At 53.3% G+C, this 15,147-nt stretch carries 14 protein-coding genes; 12 read left to right on the top strand and 2 right to left on the bottom strand.

From position 1 onward, the window contains the following. Nucleotides 1–15 precede the first annotated feature (15 nt). The 8 genes from LN341_RS14155 to rplI all read left to right on the top strand — a co-directional run bounded on the left by LN341_RS14155 (nucleotide 16) and on the right by rplI (nucleotide 7,333). On the top strand, nucleotides 16–1,314 hold the full coding sequence (locus LN341_RS14155) for an adenylosuccinate synthase (RefSeq protein WP_046222550.1): 1,299 nt from the start codon (nucleotides 16–18) through the stop codon (nucleotides 1,312–1,314). 189 nt (nucleotides 1,315–1,503) lie between these two features. Then, complete coding sequence (locus LN341_RS14150; protein ID WP_234203643.1) at nucleotides 1,504–2,130, top strand: tetratricopeptide repeat protein; 627 nt, start codon at nucleotides 1,504–1,506, stop codon at nucleotides 2,128–2,130. 259 nt (nucleotides 2,131–2,389) lie between these two features. Then, nucleotides 2,390–4,933: a ribonuclease R gene (rnr, locus tag LN341_RS14145; protein ID WP_234203642.1), complete on the top strand. Its 2,544-nt coding sequence runs from the start codon at nucleotides 2,390–2,392 to the stop codon at nucleotides 4,931–4,933. Then, the gene (gene rlmB / locus LN341_RS14140; protein WP_046222429.1) at nucleotides 4,933–5,670 is read left to right on the top strand and encodes a 23S rRNA (guanosine(2251)-2'-O)-methyltransferase RlmB; all 738 of its coding nucleotides are present in this window, start codon (nucleotides 4,933–4,935) and stop codon (nucleotides 5,668–5,670) included. The genes rnr and rlmB overlap by 1 nt, the downstream gene beginning before the upstream one ends. Nucleotides 5,671–5,900: 230 nt before the next feature. Next, nucleotides 5,901–6,290, top strand: coding sequence for a 30S ribosomal protein S6 (gene rpsF / locus LN341_RS14135; RefSeq protein WP_046222428.1), 390 nt, complete (start codon nucleotides 5,901–5,903; stop codon nucleotides 6,288–6,290). A 7-nt stretch (nucleotides 6,291–6,297) separates the two neighbouring features. Further along, on the top strand, nucleotides 6,298–6,600 hold the full coding sequence (gene priB / locus LN341_RS14130) for a primosomal replication protein N (RefSeq protein ID WP_046222427.1): 303 nt from the start codon (nucleotides 6,298–6,300) through the stop codon (nucleotides 6,598–6,600). A gap of 16 nt (nucleotides 6,601–6,616) precedes the next feature. Continuing rightward, nucleotides 6,617–6,844 carry a 30S ribosomal protein S18 gene (rpsR, locus tag LN341_RS14125; protein WP_002539422.1) on the top strand — a complete coding sequence of 76 codons (228 nt, stop codon included), beginning with the start codon at nucleotides 6,617–6,619 and terminating at the stop codon, nucleotides 6,842–6,844. A 36-nt stretch (nucleotides 6,845–6,880) separates the two neighbouring features. Next, nucleotides 6,881–7,333 carry a 50S ribosomal protein L9 gene (gene rplI, locus LN341_RS14120; RefSeq protein ID WP_046222426.1) on the top strand — a complete coding sequence of 151 codons (453 nt, stop codon included), beginning with the start codon at nucleotides 6,881–6,883 and terminating at the stop codon, nucleotides 7,331–7,333. Nucleotides 7,334–7,434: 101 nt separating this feature from the next. Here the strand turns inward: rplI and LN341_RS14115 are convergent, their stop codons facing one another. After that, the gene (locus LN341_RS14115) at nucleotides 7,435–8,202 is read right to left on the bottom strand and encodes a YdiY family protein (RefSeq protein ID WP_234203641.1); all 768 of its coding nucleotides are present in this window, start codon (nucleotides 8,200–8,202) and stop codon (nucleotides 7,435–7,437) included. Nucleotides 8,203–8,457: 255 nt separating this feature from the next. Here LN341_RS14115 and LN341_RS14110 point away from each other — a divergent pair, with 255 nt between their 5' ends. From LN341_RS14110 to LN341_RS14100, 3 genes are read left to right on the top strand one after another with little or no spacing between them, the layout of a single operon-like run. Next, the gene (locus LN341_RS14110; protein WP_046222425.1) at nucleotides 8,458–9,858 is read left to right on the top strand and encodes a replicative DNA helicase; all 1,401 of its coding nucleotides are present in this window, start codon (nucleotides 8,458–8,460) and stop codon (nucleotides 9,856–9,858) included. Nucleotides 9,859–9,883: 25 nt separating this feature from the next. Then, a complete protein-coding gene (gene alr, locus LN341_RS14105) occupies nucleotides 9,884–10,963 on the top strand; it encodes an alanine racemase (protein ID WP_234203640.1) in 1,080 nt (359 codons plus the stop codon). A gap of 11 nt (nucleotides 10,964–10,974) precedes the next feature. Continuing rightward, a complete protein-coding gene (locus LN341_RS14100) occupies nucleotides 10,975–12,303 on the top strand; it encodes a BamA/TamA family outer membrane protein (RefSeq protein WP_234203639.1) in 1,329 nt (442 codons plus the stop codon). 211 nt (nucleotides 12,304–12,514) lie between these two features. Here the strand turns inward: LN341_RS14100 and LN341_RS14095 are convergent, their stop codons facing one another. After that, entirely contained in the window at nucleotides 12,515–13,981 is a 1,467-nt protein-coding gene (locus LN341_RS14095; RefSeq protein WP_046222423.1) for a RimK family protein, read from the bottom strand. 75 nt (nucleotides 13,982–14,056) lie between these two features. On the opposite strand from LN341_RS14095, the gene LN341_RS14090 reads away from it, so the two are divergent. Further along, nucleotides 14,057–15,145 carry a GNAT family N-acetyltransferase/peptidase C39 family protein gene (locus LN341_RS14090; protein WP_234203638.1) on the top strand — a complete coding sequence of 363 codons (1,089 nt, stop codon included), beginning with the start codon at nucleotides 14,057–14,059 and terminating at the stop codon, nucleotides 15,143–15,145. Nucleotides 15,146–15,147 lie beyond the last annotated feature (2 nt).

Genomic DNA, 15,147 nt, shown 5'->3' with positions numbered 1-15,147 from the left:
GATAGACGAAGAAAGATGGCAAACAATGTAGTCGTTCTCGGCACCCAGTGGGGTGACGAAGGTAAAGGCAAGATCGTTGATCTGCTGACTGAAGATGCACAGTATGTGGTTCGCTACCAGGGCGGTCACAACGCAGGTCACACCCTTGTCATAGATGGTGAGAAAACTGTCCTGCACTTAATCCCTTCAGGCATCCTGCGTAACAACGTGAAATGCATTATCGGTAACGGTGTCGTCCTTTCTCCTGATGCTCTGCTGAAAGAAATGGAACCACTGGAAGCGCGTGGCATTCCAGTGCGTGAGCGTTTATACCTGTCAGAAGCTTGTCCGCTAATTCTTCCGTATCACATTGCTCTGGACCAGGCTCGTGAACTGGCCCGTGGTAAGAAAGCAATCGGTACGACTGGCCGTGGTATCGGTCCTGCCTATGAAGATAAAGTTGCTCGTCGTGGTCTGCGTGTTGGCGATTTGTTCGATAAAGAAGCATTTGCCGAGAAGCTTAAGGAAGTGATGGCTTACCATAACTTCCAGCTGGAGCATTACTACAATGCTGAGCCTGTGAGCTACGAAGAAGTTCTGGAAACTGTGCTGGCACAGGCGGACATCCTGACATCTATGGTCATTGATGTGACGCAAGAGCTGGACGATGCACGTAAGCGTGGCGATAAGATCATGTTCGAAGGTGCCCAAGGCACACTGCTGGACATTGACCACGGTACTTATCCGTATGTGACTTCTTCGAACACCACTGCTGGCGGTGTTGCTGCCGGTTCTGGTTTCGGTCCCCGCTACCTGGGTTACATTCTGGGTATCGCCAAAGCCTACTGCACACGTGTTGGTGCTGGCCCGTTCCCGACTGAGCTTGATGACGCAGTTGGTGAGCACCTGGGTGTGAAAGGGAACGAGTTTGGTGCAACAACCGGCCGTAAGCGTCGTTGTGGCTGGTTTGATGCTGTTGCTATGCGTCGTGCCGTGCAAATCAACTCAGTGTCCGGTTTCTGCCTGACCAAGCTGGATGTTCTGGATGGTCTGGAAGAAATCAAGATCTGTACCGGTTACAAACTGCCGGATGGTAAGATCCTGACTGTGTCTCCAATGGCGGCTGATGCATTTGAAAACGTAGAGCCTATCTACGAAACCATGCCAGGCTGGTCTGATAATACCTTCGGTGTGAAAACTCTGGAAGAGTTACCGCAGGCGGCACTGAATTACATCGCGCGTCTGGAAGAGCTGACCGGTGTACCTGTCGATCTGATCTCAACCGGCCCTGATCGTAATGAAACCATCATCAAGGTTCATCCTTACGCAAGCTGATCGCTGAGCGATTTGACCTGATGCTCAAAAGCCAACCTTCGGGTTGGCTTTTTGTTGTCCGCTTTCTGAAATTTTGGCTAAAGTCTGCTTGCCTTTGGTCGATAAGCTTCATATCGCCGGTTTTTTATCGTCTCTGATAGAAAATGCGGTTGAGTTCAGTTGTCGTGTTTCATGTAAAGAGAGAGCGAAATGGTGCTGCGTGCAATCGTGCTTTCCGCTTTAATGGCTGCCATGCCAGCGAAAGCAATCACAGATGTGGGGGATGCTGTACCTTTGTATTCAGAGGCAGAACTGATCCATCTGTTTGAAAGCAATCAGCAATTACAGCGCGTCAAGGCTGATGAGTGTCAGCTGGTCCAGGATATTGAAGTGCGGGCAGAGCGTGTCGAATTGCCGGCGTATCAGTTTTTGTATGGTGACATGCTGGCCTGGGGCGTGTGCGTGGCGCGTGACGTTGAACTGGGTCTCTATTACATGGAAACGGCAGCTCGCCAGGGTTTACCTTCGGCGCTGGAACAACTGGGGCGCTATTATGCCCGAGGTACGCTGGTGCAGCAGGACCGGGAACGTGCGATTCCTTATTTGCGTGAAGCCGCAGCACTGGGGCATCTGGCGGCGCGTATTCAGCTTGCCGAGTTGCTGCTCAATGATTATGGCAGCCCGCTGGATTACGAAGATGCATACCGCTGGCTGTATCAGTCCGTGACGGCTGACGGCCGGACGCACAGAAAGATTACGCAGTTACGCCGCAATTTAGAGCAGCGTATGCCTTCCAATGTCATTGCCCGCGCGAAGCGACGAGAAAGCTTCTGGTAACCTCCCCCTGACCGTGGTGATTTTTGGCCTGCGGTATCTTTTCAGGCAGTTAGCGCTTAGAATGTGATCTGAGCGGCATATAACTTGTCGCGTTGCTTGAGCTGCCGGTGTCAGGCAGGCTCACAAAAAAAGCGTGTAAGCGACTGATTCACACGCAGATATTATCTTCATTTATTGGAGCGGAATTTGACCTGCTCCCAACTAATTATTGATGGCAGGGATATACTTAGGGTATCTGGCTGCCAATACGGATTATTTTATGTCCAAAGGTACAACTGATTTACCCGTCGATCCTTTCCGCGAGCGGGAAGCTCAAAACTACGAAAACCCAATCCCAAGTCGTGAATTCATTCTGGAAGTGGTTCGCGGCTTTAATACACCTGTTAATCGCGATCAGCTGTTTACCGAGCTGAAATTGCAGGGCGAAGACCAGTACGAAGGCCTTCGCCGCCGATTGCGCGCCATGGAGCGCGACGGTCAGCTGGTGTACACCCGCCGCCAGTGTTACGCACTGCCGGAAAGACTGGATTTAATTAAAGGCCATGTCATCGGCCATAAAGACGGCTTTGGCTTTGTGCGCCCTGAGGGCAGCGGCATGGCCCGCCAGGATGACCTGTTGTTGCCGTCTCATCAGATGCGCGGTGTGATTCATGGCGATTACGTGCTTGTGCAGGTGGCAGGTGTAGATAAACGCGGCCGCCGTGAAGGGCGGATTGTCCGTGTGCTGCAGGAATACAGTGGCCAGATTGTCGGCCGCTATTTTATTGAAGACGGTATGGGCTTCGTTGTGCCGGATGATTCACGGATCTCGCAGGATATTGTGATTCCACAGGATGCCCGAATGGGTGCGCGGATGGGTAACGTCGTGGTGGTGGAAATCACCCAGCGTGCCACCCGTCAGTACAATGCTGTCGGTAAAATTATCGAAGTGCTGGGCGAGAACATGGCGCCGGGGATGGAAATTGAAATTGCCCTGCGTACTTATGATATTCCCCATGTCTGGCCGGCAGAAGTTGAGAAGCAGGTCGCGACACTGAAAGAAGAAGTGCCGGAAGAGGCCAAAAAAGGCCGTGTTGATCTGCGGGATTTGCCTTTGGTGACTATCGACGGCGAAGACGCCCGTGATTTCGATGATGCGGTGTACTGCGAAAAGAAAAAATCCGGCGGCTGGCGTTTATGGGTCGCTATTGCGGATGTCAGTTACTATGTGCGTCCTGACAGCGCGCTGGATAAAGAAGCGATCAACCGCGGTAACTCGGTCTACTTCCCGGCTCAGGTGATCCCTATGTTGCCTGAAGTGCTGTCGAACGGTCTGTGCTCGCTCAACCCTCAGGTTGACCGCCTGTGTATGGTCTGCGAAATGACCATTTCGGCGTCAGGTAAACTGTCAGGCTACCGGCATTACGAAGCCGTGATGAACTCCCATGCCCGTCTGACGTACACCAAAGTCAGCAAGATGCTGGAAGGAGACGAGGAGCTGCGTCAGCGTTATGCGCCTTTGGTACCGCATCTGGAAGAACTGTACAGCATGTACAAAGTGCTGAAGCTTGCGCGCGAGCAGCGCGGTGCCATTGAGTTTGAAACGCTGGAAACCCAGTTTATTTTCAATGCGGACCGTAAGATTGACCGTATTGTGCCGTCAGAGCGTAACGATGCCCACAAGATCATCGAAGAATGTATGATCATGGCGAACGTGGCTTCTGCCAAGCTGGTGGAAAAAGCCAAAGAGCCGGCACTGTACCGGGTGCATGACACCCCGGGTGAAGAGCGCCTGACGGGCTTTCGGGATTTCCTCGGCGAGCTGGGTCTGAATCTGACCGGTGGTCTGGAGCCGGCTCCGAGTGATTATGCTCATCTGGCCGCGGCGATCCAGGATCGTCCGGACAAAGAACTGATCCAGACAATGCTGTTGCGCTCCATGAAGCAGGCTGTGTATCAGGCGGAAAACCTGGGCCACTTTGGCCTGGCACTAAACTCGTATGCGCACTTTACGTCACCGATTCGCCGCTATCCAGATCTGGCCCTGCATCGTGCCATTAAATACTTGATAGCCAAAGAGAACGGCACCAACAAAGATCGCTGGACACCAACCGGCGGCTACCACTATTCCTTTGATGATATGGATGTGCTGGGTGAGCAATGTTCCATGACAGAGCGTCGCGCCGATGATGCCACACGCGATGTGGCTGACTGGCTGAAGTGTGAATACATGCAGGATCATGTCGGTGATGAGTTTGAAGGTGTGATTGCTAATGTCACTGGCTTTGGCTTCTTTGTTCGCCTCAATGAGCTGAATATTGACGGCCTGGTGCATATCTCCAATCTCGATAACGATTACTACCAGTATGATCCGATCGGTCAGCGCCTGGTGGGCGATGCCTCCGGCAAAATTTACCGTCTGGGTGATACGGTTCAGGTGAAAGTCGCAGCGATCAACCTCAACGACCGTCAGATTGATTTCGAACTGGTCGGTGGTGGCAGAAAGGCCCGCCGTCCGGGTAAAACCGCCCAGACCCGGGAGAAGCAGCAACGGATGCGCAAAGCCGAAGGGTTGCAGCGTCAGAGCCTGAAAGCGTACCGCGTTGAAAACGGGGAAGCGCAGCAGGAGCACAAAGCGGAAGCGAAGAAAGAGCGCACTTCTGTCCGTCAGCAACTGAAAGCCGGCGTCATCGCCAAACCTGGCAGTGAAGACGACAAGAAAGGCAAAAAAGCCAAGAAAAAAGACAAGGCGAAAAAGAAATCGGTGAAGGCGCGTAAGCCAAGAGCCGGTAAGAAAGAACGAGCGGCGAAGAAGAATAAGTAATGCGTAATGATATGATTTTCGGCATTCATGCCGTCAGCGCTGTGCTGGGTTCAGACCCGGCACGCTTCATTGAAGTCTTTGTGCTGAAAGGGCGTCAGGACGAGCGTCTATTGCCGCTGCTGAACGAATTGCAGCGATTAGGGGTGACGATTCAGCAGGCCGGCCGTAAAGCACTGGACGATAAAGCCGACGGCGGTAGCCATCAGGGGATTGTGGCCCGGGTCAAGCCGGGCAAGCAGTACAATGAACAGGATCTCGACGACTTGTTGGATGGCAAAGAGAATCCGCTGCTGTTGATTCTGGACGGTGTGACCGATCCGCATAACCTGGGCGCATGTCTGCGGAATGCCGATGCCGCCGGTGTGGTCGCGATTATCGTGCCGAAAGACAGGGCCGCGCAGTTGAACGCCACCGCGTCTAAAGTGGCCTGTGGCGCTGCGGAAGTGGTGCCGCTGATCCGGGTGACCAATCTGGCCCGGACCATGCGAGCCTTGCAGGAGAAAGGAATTTGGATTGTCGGTACTGCCGGGGAAGCGACGCATGATCTCTATCAAAGCAAACTGACCGGGCCGCTGGCCATCGTGATGGGCGCGGAAGGGGAAGGGATGCGGCGTCTGACCCGTGAAACCTGTGATGATCTGATTAAGATCCCGATGGCAGGCACGGTTTCCAGCCTGAACGTGTCTGTTGCAACGGGGATCTGCCTGTTTGAAGCGGTGCGCCAGCGTCAGGGCTAAGCTAAAAATACCTGCAAAATCAAACGAAATGCCATCCGCTCGGGTGGCATTTCTGTCTGTGGCGAAAATAAACGTCAGGACAAGGCGATATCACCGTACTTTTAGTTGCGCTGAGCGGTGTAATTCTGTACTATCTCGCGCCTAAATTCTCGGTTTTATTTTTTCGTTCCTTGCTTCCCCAGGATAACCGAGCTGAACAGGGAAGCTGAATAATCCGTAAGGAGCAACCCATGCGTCATTACGAAATCGTATTTATGGTGCACCCTGATCAAAGCGAGCAAGTTGCTGGCATGATCGAGCGTTACACTGGTGCTATCAAAGATTCTGGCGGTCAAATCCACCGTCTGGAAGATTGGGGCCGTCGTCAACTGGCTTACCCAATCAACAAACTGCACAAAGCACACTACGTTCTGATGAACGTTGAAGCTGAGCAGTCTGTGGTCGACGAGCTGGAGTCAAGCTTCCGCTTCAACGATGCTGTGATCCGTAACATGATCATGCGCACCAAAGGCGCTATCACTGAGCCATCTCCAATGATGAAGGCTAAAGAAGAGCGTGCCCCACGTCGTGAAGATCGTGCAGATGCACAATCTGAAGGTCTAATGGCCGACGCTGAGTAATCTTTGCATGACCAATCGTCTGGAGCTGTCTGGCACTATTGCCAAGCACCCCAAACGAAGCCAGTCCCCTGCGGGCGTGCCTCATTGCCATTTTGTGCTTGAGCATCGTTCCAACCAGGTGGAAGCAGACTTAACCCGGCAGGTGTACTGTTACATCAACGTGGTGGTCAGCGGTCAAGGTCAACAAGTACTCACTCATGATTTAGCTGTCGGAAGCAACATTAAAGCCGGGGGATTCATCTCGTGGCAAACCGGCCGGAATGGCATAGGTAAGTTAGTGTTGCATGCCGATCATATTGAAAAAATTTAGTTCAGGAGATAAGCCCATGGCACGTTTCTTCCGTCGTCGTAAGTTCTGCCGTTTTACTGCAGAAGGCGTACAAGAGATTGACTACAAAGATGTAGCAACTCTGAAAAACTACATCACTGAAGCTGGTAAAATCGTACCAAGCCGTATCACAGGTACTCGCGCTAAGTACCAGCGTCAGCTGGCTCGCGCTATCAAGCGTTCACGTTACCTGGCTCTGCTGCCATATACTGACAAGCATCAGTAATAGGCCCGGTTTAATTAAGTTTAAGAGGACAAGATAATGCAAGTTATTCTACTTGATAAAATCGGTAACCTGGGCAGCCTTGGTGATCAGGTAAGCGTTAAAGCTGGTTATGCTCGTAACTTCCTGATCCCTCAGGGTAAAGCAGTTATGGCTACCAAATCTAACGTTGAAATGTTTGAAGCTCGTCGTGCTGAGCTGGAAGCAAAAGTTGCAGAGCAACTGACTGCTGCTCAAGCTCGCGCTGAGAAAGTTAACGCTCTGGAAGCTGTTGTTATTGCTTCTAAAGCGGGTGACGAAGGCAAACTGTTCGGTTCAATCGGTACGCGTGATATCGCTGATGCAGTAACTGCTGCTGGCGTTGAAGTCGCGAAAAGCGAAGTACGTCTGCCAGAAGGTGCTCTGCGCACTACTGGTGAATATGAGATCAGCCTGCAGCTGCACTCTGACGTATTTGCAACAGTTAAGCTGGAAGTTGTTGCTGCTGAGTAATCAGCCCCGACACTTCTGCAAAAAAACCAGCCTCAGGGCTGGTTTTTTTATGTCTGGAGAAAGGCTGTCAGCAGGATAGCGCAGCTCAGTAATAACGCTGCTCAGTAATGAAATAGCAGGTTGATTGTCATGGTGCCATCGCGCTTTTGCAGCCCGTCCGGTACCCAGCTGTTGAACTTCTGCGTGTTACTGAGCTTGATGGCGATATGTTCTGAAATCGCACTGGTGAGCGACACCTGGGTTTCCAGCGTGCTGTTACTGTTACCGGCGATGCCGGTCAGCCGGACATTCAGTTCGACATCTTTGGACGGCTTCCAGATCCAGCGGGTACTGCCCCGCAGAATCAGCTCATCCACGGTTTCAGGAACGATGATGTCGTCATCGTCAATTTCGTCGATGTTGGGTTCCTGATGTCGGTAACCCGGGCCGGCTTCAATTTCCATCATCATGCTTTCCAGTCGGATCACCCGGTAGCCGATACCGGTGGCCAGAGTGAAATCCCTGAAGTAGGGGCCGTATTTGTCGTCGATATAGCTGGTATTGCCCAGCACATATGCCCGCTCATTGATGATGAAGTCGCTTTGCAATTCGAGCTGGCCTTTGCGTTTTTCTTCCTCACCGTCTTCTTCAGCCAGCAGGTATTTGGCTTCGACTTGCTGCCGAAACTGATCTTTGACATAGGTCAGCCCCAGCCGGGTATTGAGCGATTTGGTATTCGAGTTGCCGGAAAGCGACTGGTAGCCCAGCTCCAGTTCACTGGACCAGGGCGAGGTGATCGGCGGGAGATCGGGTACTTCGTCTGCACTGGCGTCAGCCATCATGAGCAGGCCGGATGCCAGTACAGGAAGCAGTATGCATTGATTTGCCACGTGCCCTCCCAACAACTGACACAAGAAACGACGGCGAGCACAAAAAAGTGCAGAAAAGGTGTAGGCGGCGCAGTGTAGCTGAAAAATGTCAGATGATCGTCAGGATGTTGCGCGATTAGACATAAATTTTGCTGAAGTGCCGTAAGATTGGGCAGCGCAGTTTTTACCGGGTCTTTTTTGTCTGGTTGGCTGCCAGCTCGCAGGAATGTTCAGGTATACTAACCGACCGGATTCAGGTCAAACGTGCAAGTGGTTATGGCAGAGAAAAGTAAACCCAATCGTCCAAAAGACACCCAGATGGATGCGCTCAAAATGCCGCCTCATTCGCTGGAGGCAGAGCAGTCAGTACTTGGCGGCTTGTTGCTGGACAATGAGCGCTGGGACAGCGTTGCAGAAAAAGTGGTCGCGCGAGATTTTTACAGCCGTCCGCACCGGATGATTTTTGAGTCCGCCGCCGGATTGCTGGAGTCTGGTCAGCCGTTGGATCTGATCACCCTGTCAGAGCGTCTTGAGCTGCATGATCAGCTTGAGGATGTCGGTGGCTTTGCCTATCTGGCCGAGCTCGCCAAGAACACCCCTTCTGCGGCCAATATTACCGCCTATGCGGAGATTGTCAGGGAGCGTGCGCTGATCCGTGACATGATAGGGGTCGCCAACGAGATTGCCGATGCCGGTTATGACCCGCAGGGCAGAACCAGCGTCGATCTGCTTGATATGGCAGAAAGCAAGGTGTTTGCCATTGCCGAGCAGCGGACCAATGAGAATGAAGGTCCGCAGAATGTCGATACTATTCTGGAAAAAACCCTGGAACGGATTGAGCTGTTGTACCAGTCGCCTCAGGATGGTGTCACCGGGGTTTCAACCGGCTTTACTGATCTGAATAAGAAAACTGCAGGTCTGCAGGGCTCGGATCTGATTATCGTAGCGGCGCGTCCGTCTATGGGTAAAACGACCTTCGCGATGAACCTGTGTGAGAACGCGGCGATGGAGCAGGAAAAACCTGTGCTGATTTTCTCGCTGGAGATGCCCGCCGAACAAATCATGATGCGTATGCTGGCGTCGCTGTCTCGGGTGGACCAGACCAAGATCCGTACCGGACAGCTGGACGATGAAGATTGGGCGCGTATTTCGTCGACCATGGGCATCCTGATGGAAAAGAAGAACATGTACATTGATGACAGTTCTGGCCTGACGCCGACCGATGTGCGCTCGCGTGCCCGCCGGATTGCCCGTGAACATGGCGGTCTGAGCATGATCATGGTCGACTACCTGCAGCTGATGCGGGTCCCTGGCTTGCAGGATAACCGGACGCTGGAAATTGCCGAGATTTCCCGCTCGCTCAAAGCTCTGGCGAAAGAGCTGAATGTGCCTGTCGTCGCGCTGTCTCAGCTGAACCGCTCGCTCGAGCAGCGGGCCGATAAGCGCCCGGTGAACTCGGACTTGCGTGAATCCGGTGCCATCGAGCAGGATGCGGACTTGATCATGTTCATCTACCGTGATGAGGTATATCACGAAGACAGTGCACTGAAAGGCATTGCAGAAATCATCATAGGTAAGCAGCGTAACGGCCCGATTGGTAGCGTGCGCCTGACGTTCCAGGGGCAGTTTTCCCGCTTTGATAATTATGCCGGACCGGCTTTTGATGATGAGTATTAGTGTGAATCCAGTAGCAGGATAATGAATGAAAGCAGCGACCGCCTATATTGATACCCGGGCTTTGCGCCAGAATATGCGTCTGATCAGACAACAGGCGCCCGGCTGCAAGTTGCTCGCCATGGTTAAAGCCAATGGTTACGGACACGGTCTGGAGCAGGTCGCGGCCGGTCTGCCGGATGCAGACGGCTTTGGTGTTGCGCGAATCGAAGAAGCCCTGTCATTGCGTGCCTGCGGCGTGGTTAAGCCAATTCTCCTGATGGAAGGCTTTTACTCGCCCTCGGATTTGCCTGTACTGGTGACCAATAATATTCAGACTGTGGTTCACACCATAGAGCAGCTGGAGGCGCTGGAGCAGGCAACGCTGGAGATGCCGGTGAAAGTCTGGCTGAAAATTGACAGCGGAATGCACCGTCTGGGCGTCCGGCCTGAAGAGTTTCAGCCATTTGTCGATCGTTTGCATGCCAGCCCGAATGTCGCACAGCCACTGCGCTATATGAGCCATTTTGCCTGTGCCGATGAGCTGGACAGCCCGGTGACAGACAGCCAGATTCAGACTTTTATGTCCCTGACACAAGGTTGCCGGGGGGAGCGCTCTCTGGCCAATTCCGCCGGTATTCTGGCCTGGCCGGACAGCCACCTGGAGTGGATTCGGCCCGGGATTATTATGTACGGTATCTCGCCGTTCGCGGATAAGGCGCATTCTGCCGAGGCCTATGGCATGCAGCCTGTGATGACACTGACCTCCAGTGTGATTGCCGTGCGGACGGTCAAGCAAGGAGAAGCGGTCGGTTACGGCGGCTCCTGGGTCAGCGAGCGGGATACTAAAGTCGGTGTGGTGGCCATCGGTTATGGCGACGGTTATCCGCGCACCGCGCCGAATGGAACGCCTGTACTGATCAATGGCCGACTGGTGCCGATTGCGGGACGGGTCTCAATGGACATGCTGACAGTTGATCTGGGTCCGGATGCCTCGGATCAAGTCGGTGATGAAGCTATTCTCTGGGGACAGGGATTACCTGCTGAGGTGATCGCCGAACATGTCGGTACGATCGCGTACGAGCTGGTCACCAAGCTGACATCGCGCGTGTCGATGGCGTACCGGTGAGGGTGAGCCGGATGACTTGGGGTCACATTGAGCGTCACCGTCATTTCAGACTTCTGCAAGGTGTATTACGACAGGCCGCGGCGATTGCTGCGGCTTGTTTGTTTTCGTCTGGTATTTATGCCGCGGATGATGGTGTCATCATCAATACCGGCCAATATGAAGATGATGGCGAGCTGAGCTGGGCAAAAGATTATGCCGTGGTGCCTTTTGCCTTTTATACCGACAATATTGGTTTTGCTGTCGGCATGGCCGGGGTGATCAAAGGTGCTTTTCAGCCGCAGGCTTCACTCTTCGGGGCTGGTCTGAAAGGAAACAAGGGCACCTGGCTGACTTACATGCGCGGCGATAATTTTCGGGTGAGCAACGACAGCCGCTGGCTGTTCGGTGCCGAGATCTACAACGCCGATTTTCAGCAGACCGATTTTTATCTCGGTGAAGCGGCCAGTAATGATTCCACTGCGCTCGATGCCTTTAACGCGAATGCCTATGATGCCAGATACCGGGTGTTTGCCCGCTATATTTTTCCATTGGGCTCTGCAACGGCCAATCCACTGGCTGCCCTGGCGCTGGAGCGGCCACTGACCGGCAGTACCCCGTGGCAAAGCGGGATCACTTCTCTTGAATTTCGCCCTTATTATCAGAGCCGCCGCTTTCACGATTCCCCGCCTTTGCCGGACACGGAATTTGCCGATACGGACGAGGTTTGGGCGCTGGAAACCCGTCTGGAATGGGATAACCTCAACAGTGAACATAACCCGAGCCAGGGATCGCACAGCCTGCTGACGGTGACCACAGATCCCGGTGGCAGCGATCGGGAGAGCTGGTGGCAGTGGGAGCTGAGCCAGAGCTGGTTCTGGGATATCGGGCCTGCCGGCGATTGGTTTGATCAACAGGTGATCGCCTTCAATGCCTATGTGTCGGATGTGCCGAGCTGGAATCAGAGTGAGCAGGTCAATGGGCAAACCCGTTATCACCGGCCACCGGAGTTTGCCCGCGCCAGTCTGGGCGGGCTGTTTCGCCTGCGCAGCTATCCCGGCGGACGTTTTTCTGATCGCAGTGCGCTCAGCTACAGCATGGAATACCGGGTCATGCCCGAGTGGCAACCGCTGAGCGGTTGGCCGGTGTTCGATTGGTACGATGTCCCTTGGTGGCAATGGGTGCTGTTTACCGATCTGGGCCGGGTGGCAGACGAGTTTGATCTTGCTGAATTAAACCAGAACATGCGCTGGAGTGCCGGCGGCGCAGTGCGCTTTCAGGTGGAAGGGGTGGTGGTACGGGCTGAAATGGCCTGGGGCGAAGAGCAAAGCAGCTTTAATGTCATGGTGAATCAGCCATTCTGAGAGCGGTGCTTTTGCTGTTCGTCCTCCTTGTGAAGGGGGAGGCTAGGTGGGGGTTACCGGGCACCAACGCCAAATCTATGTCCGTCGTACGAACCCCACCCTGACCCTCCCCTTGCCAAGGGGAGGGAAAACGCAAGACTCGCAGCAAACTCAATCAGTTCCTCCCCCTTTTGAAGGGGGAGGCTAGGCGGGGGGTTACTGGGGCTCAGATTCAAAATCCACGCAGCTGAATGCGGCGCAGAAATTCTGTCATCACCCGGTCGTAGAGCAGATCGCCGAGGAAGGCATCTTCGACTTTATGATCGATGCTCGGATTGTCGTTCACTTCAATCACCACCACCTGACCATTGACTTCCTTCAGATCGACGCCGTACAAGCCGGAGCCAATCTGGTTGGCCGCTTTGAGCGCGACATCAATCACGTTCTTCGGCACCTGTTTTAAATCCAGGGTTTCAAAGCCGCCCGAGGTGACCCGGCCGCTGTTGTGGTGCTGGTATATCTGCCAGTGGCCACGGCTCATATAGTATTTGCAGGCAAACAGTGGCTGACGGTTGAGAATACCAATTCGCCAGTCAAAATCGGTCGGCAGAAATTCCTGCGCCAGAATCAGTGTACTGCGTGCAAACAGGGTATCCATTTGGGTCAGCAGTTCTTCCCGGTTTTTGACTTTGACCACACCGACGGAAAATGCACCGTCCGGCACTTTCAGCACCATAGGAAAACCTATGTCATTTTCGGCCTGCTCAAGCCAGTTCGGATCGAAGCTTTTCAGCACCACACTCTTCGGGGTCGGGACTTTGTGCAACCGCAGCAATTCGGTGAGAAACACCTTATTGGTGCATTTCATGATGGATTCCGGATCGTCCATCACGACTAGGCCCAGCTTCTCCGCCGTTTTGGCAAAACGGTAAGTGAAGTTACCGATATTGGTGGTGGCACGAATGAACAGACCGTCAAATTCGCCCAGTCGGGAAAGATCATCCGGCGTAATAGGCTGCAGCCGCATGCCCAGACGCTTGGCGGCTTTCTTAAAATTGTGCAGTGCCGTGCTGTCTGACGGCGGCATCTTTTCGTTCGGATCGACCAGCAAGGCCAGATCGTAGCGCGCATTCTTATTGGGCTTGGGTGATCGCCATACCTTGTTGGAAAAACGTTCCAATGCCTCGGCAAACAAATCTTGCTCAGGATCCGTTAAATCCTGAAACGGGAACGGCGTGATCTGATCCACCTGCCAGTGCGAATCGGAGCGGCGGATCACCACTTTAATCACAGGCACCATGAAGTGCTCGAACAGGCGGCGCGCCATTTTTTCAAAGCCGGGCACTTTGGACTGGCCAAAGTATATTTTTTCTTCGAGCTGATCCCCAGATGACTGCAACTGGTGCGCAAAGGCTTTTTCCAGCTGGTCTGACGGTACCGACAACAGGAAGGGCTGAGACAAGTCATTAATCGTCATCACCCGGGGAATCACCCTGTGCCCGCGGGCTTCGGCCATCAATGAGCAGTAATAACCGCTGCTCATGTAGCCGTAGTCGCGGCACAGGTTAATGACCTGAGTGGCTTTGTTTTCACAAAACGCGCCCTGCTGCAAATAGGTATCGACAGTGACAACCCTGTCAGAGGGAAAGTACTGCCGCCAGTCACTGTCGTTGTCGGTAATAATGAGGACTTTTGTCATCTTTTTCTTCACCTATAGCCTTACGGCTAATTTTGGGATTAAATCGAACTAGTCCACTCAAGCGTGAATAAGTCCATGATAGTCCGTATTGCACAGCTTTATGATCTAGATAGTTTAAATGCTCTGGAGGCTCAGCTTTTTGACGGGGATCGAATTTCACCTCGTCAGATGCGGCGGTTTATTAAATCACCCCAGAGCGTGCTGTATGTCGCGGAAGATGAAGGCCGTATCGCTGGCTATGGATTGGTGTTATTTCACCGGGGTACCCAGCTGGCGCGGTTGTATTCCCTTGCCGTCGATCCCGTTTATCGAGGCAGACACATTGCTCAGCAGTTATTGTCTGCCTGTGAAGCGGCGGCGCTGGAAAACGGTTTCAATACATTAAGGCTGGAAGTGCGTAATGACAATGTCGCGGCGCGAAATCTTTATGAAAAATGCGGTTATAAACCATTAAAAATTTTAATCCATTATTACGATGATCTGGCCGATGGCGTCAGGATGCAAAAACGTCTGAGCCCTATGGAAGCGAAGCATTTGCTACCGCTTCCTTTGTATGTGCAAACCACGCCATTCACCTGTGGCCCGGCATGTTTAATGATGAGTCTGTCTTATCTGGATGCTGAATTTCAGCCCAGTCGCCAGCTGGAAATGCAACTGTGGCGCGAAGCCACCACCATCTTCATGGCATCGGGCCACGGCGGGTGCAGCGGGCAGGGCCTGGCGCTGGCGGCATACAGACGCGGATGCAAGGTGGAATTGTGGGCGCAGTCACTCTCCACACCTTTTATCGACAGTGTGCGCGATCCTAAGAAAAAGGACATCATTGAGCTGGTCCATCAGGATTTTTGCCAGCAGCTGGATGAGGCAGGTGTACCTGTGGTGGATGCCATGCCGGCGGTCAGTCAGATTGAAGAGTGGCTGAAACAGGGCTGCTGCCTGCTGATGCTGATCAGTACCTACCGTTTTAACGGCTGTAAAGAGCCGCACTGGATTGTGCTGAGCGGCGTCAGCGAGCAATTCTTTTTCTTTCATGATCCCTTTGCCGAAGACAAGGCCGACAGCAGCCATCGTGCGCATATTCCGCTCAATAAAGCCGGGCTGAGCCAGATCCTCGGTTTTGGCCGCCAGAAACAGACGGCCTGTGTGGTGATTAAACCTGAGTAAGT

Origin of the sequence: Photobacterium sp. TLY01, from assembly GCF_021432065.1 — a bacterium.
In the GTDB taxonomy this organism is placed as follows: domain Bacteria; phylum Pseudomonadota; class Gammaproteobacteria; order Enterobacterales; family Vibrionaceae; genus Photobacterium; species Photobacterium halotolerans_A.
The sequence above is the reverse complement of the archived record's forward strand: the minus strand, read 5'-3'. Positions and strand labels throughout refer to the sequence as shown.

Excerpts from the sequence above, each read along its gene's own strand:
- LN341_RS14155 (WP_046222550.1), top strand. The coding sequence starts at position 16 with ATGGCAAACAATGTAGTCGTTCTCGGCACCCAGTGGGGTGACGAAGGT.
- LN341_RS14150 (WP_234203643.1), top strand. The coding sequence starts at position 1,504 with ATGGTGCTGCGTGCAATCGTGCTTTCCGCTTTAATGGCTGCCATGCCA.
- rnr (WP_234203642.1), top strand. The coding sequence starts at position 2,390 with ATGTCCAAAGGTACAACTGATTTACCCGTCGATCCTTTCCGCGAGCGG.
- rlmB (WP_046222429.1), top strand. The coding sequence starts at position 4,933 with ATGCGTAATGATATGATTTTCGGCATTCATGCCGTCAGCGCTGTGCTG.
- rpsF (WP_046222428.1), top strand. The coding sequence starts at position 5,901 with ATGCGTCATTACGAAATCGTATTTATGGTGCACCCTGATCAAAGCGAG.
- priB (WP_046222427.1), top strand. The coding sequence starts at position 6,298 with ATGACCAATCGTCTGGAGCTGTCTGGCACTATTGCCAAGCACCCCAAA.
- rpsR (WP_002539422.1), top strand. The coding sequence starts at position 6,617 with ATGGCACGTTTCTTCCGTCGTCGTAAGTTCTGCCGTTTTACTGCAGAA.
- rplI (WP_046222426.1), top strand. The coding sequence starts at position 6,881 with ATGCAAGTTATTCTACTTGATAAAATCGGTAACCTGGGCAGCCTTGGT.
- LN341_RS14110 (WP_046222425.1), top strand. The coding sequence starts at position 8,458 with ATGGCAGAGAAAAGTAAACCCAATCGTCCAAAAGACACCCAGATGGAT.
- alr (WP_234203640.1), top strand. The coding sequence starts at position 9,884 with ATGAAAGCAGCGACCGCCTATATTGATACCCGGGCTTTGCGCCAGAAT.
- LN341_RS14100 (WP_234203639.1), top strand. The coding sequence starts at position 10,975 with ATGACTTGGGGTCACATTGAGCGTCACCGTCATTTCAGACTTCTGCAA.
- LN341_RS14095 (WP_046222423.1), bottom strand. The coding sequence starts at position 13,981 with ATGACAAAAGTCCTCATTATTACCGACAACGACAGTGACTGGCGGCAG.
- LN341_RS14090 (WP_234203638.1), top strand. The coding sequence starts at position 14,057 with ATGATAGTCCGTATTGCACAGCTTTATGATCTAGATAGTTTAAATGCT.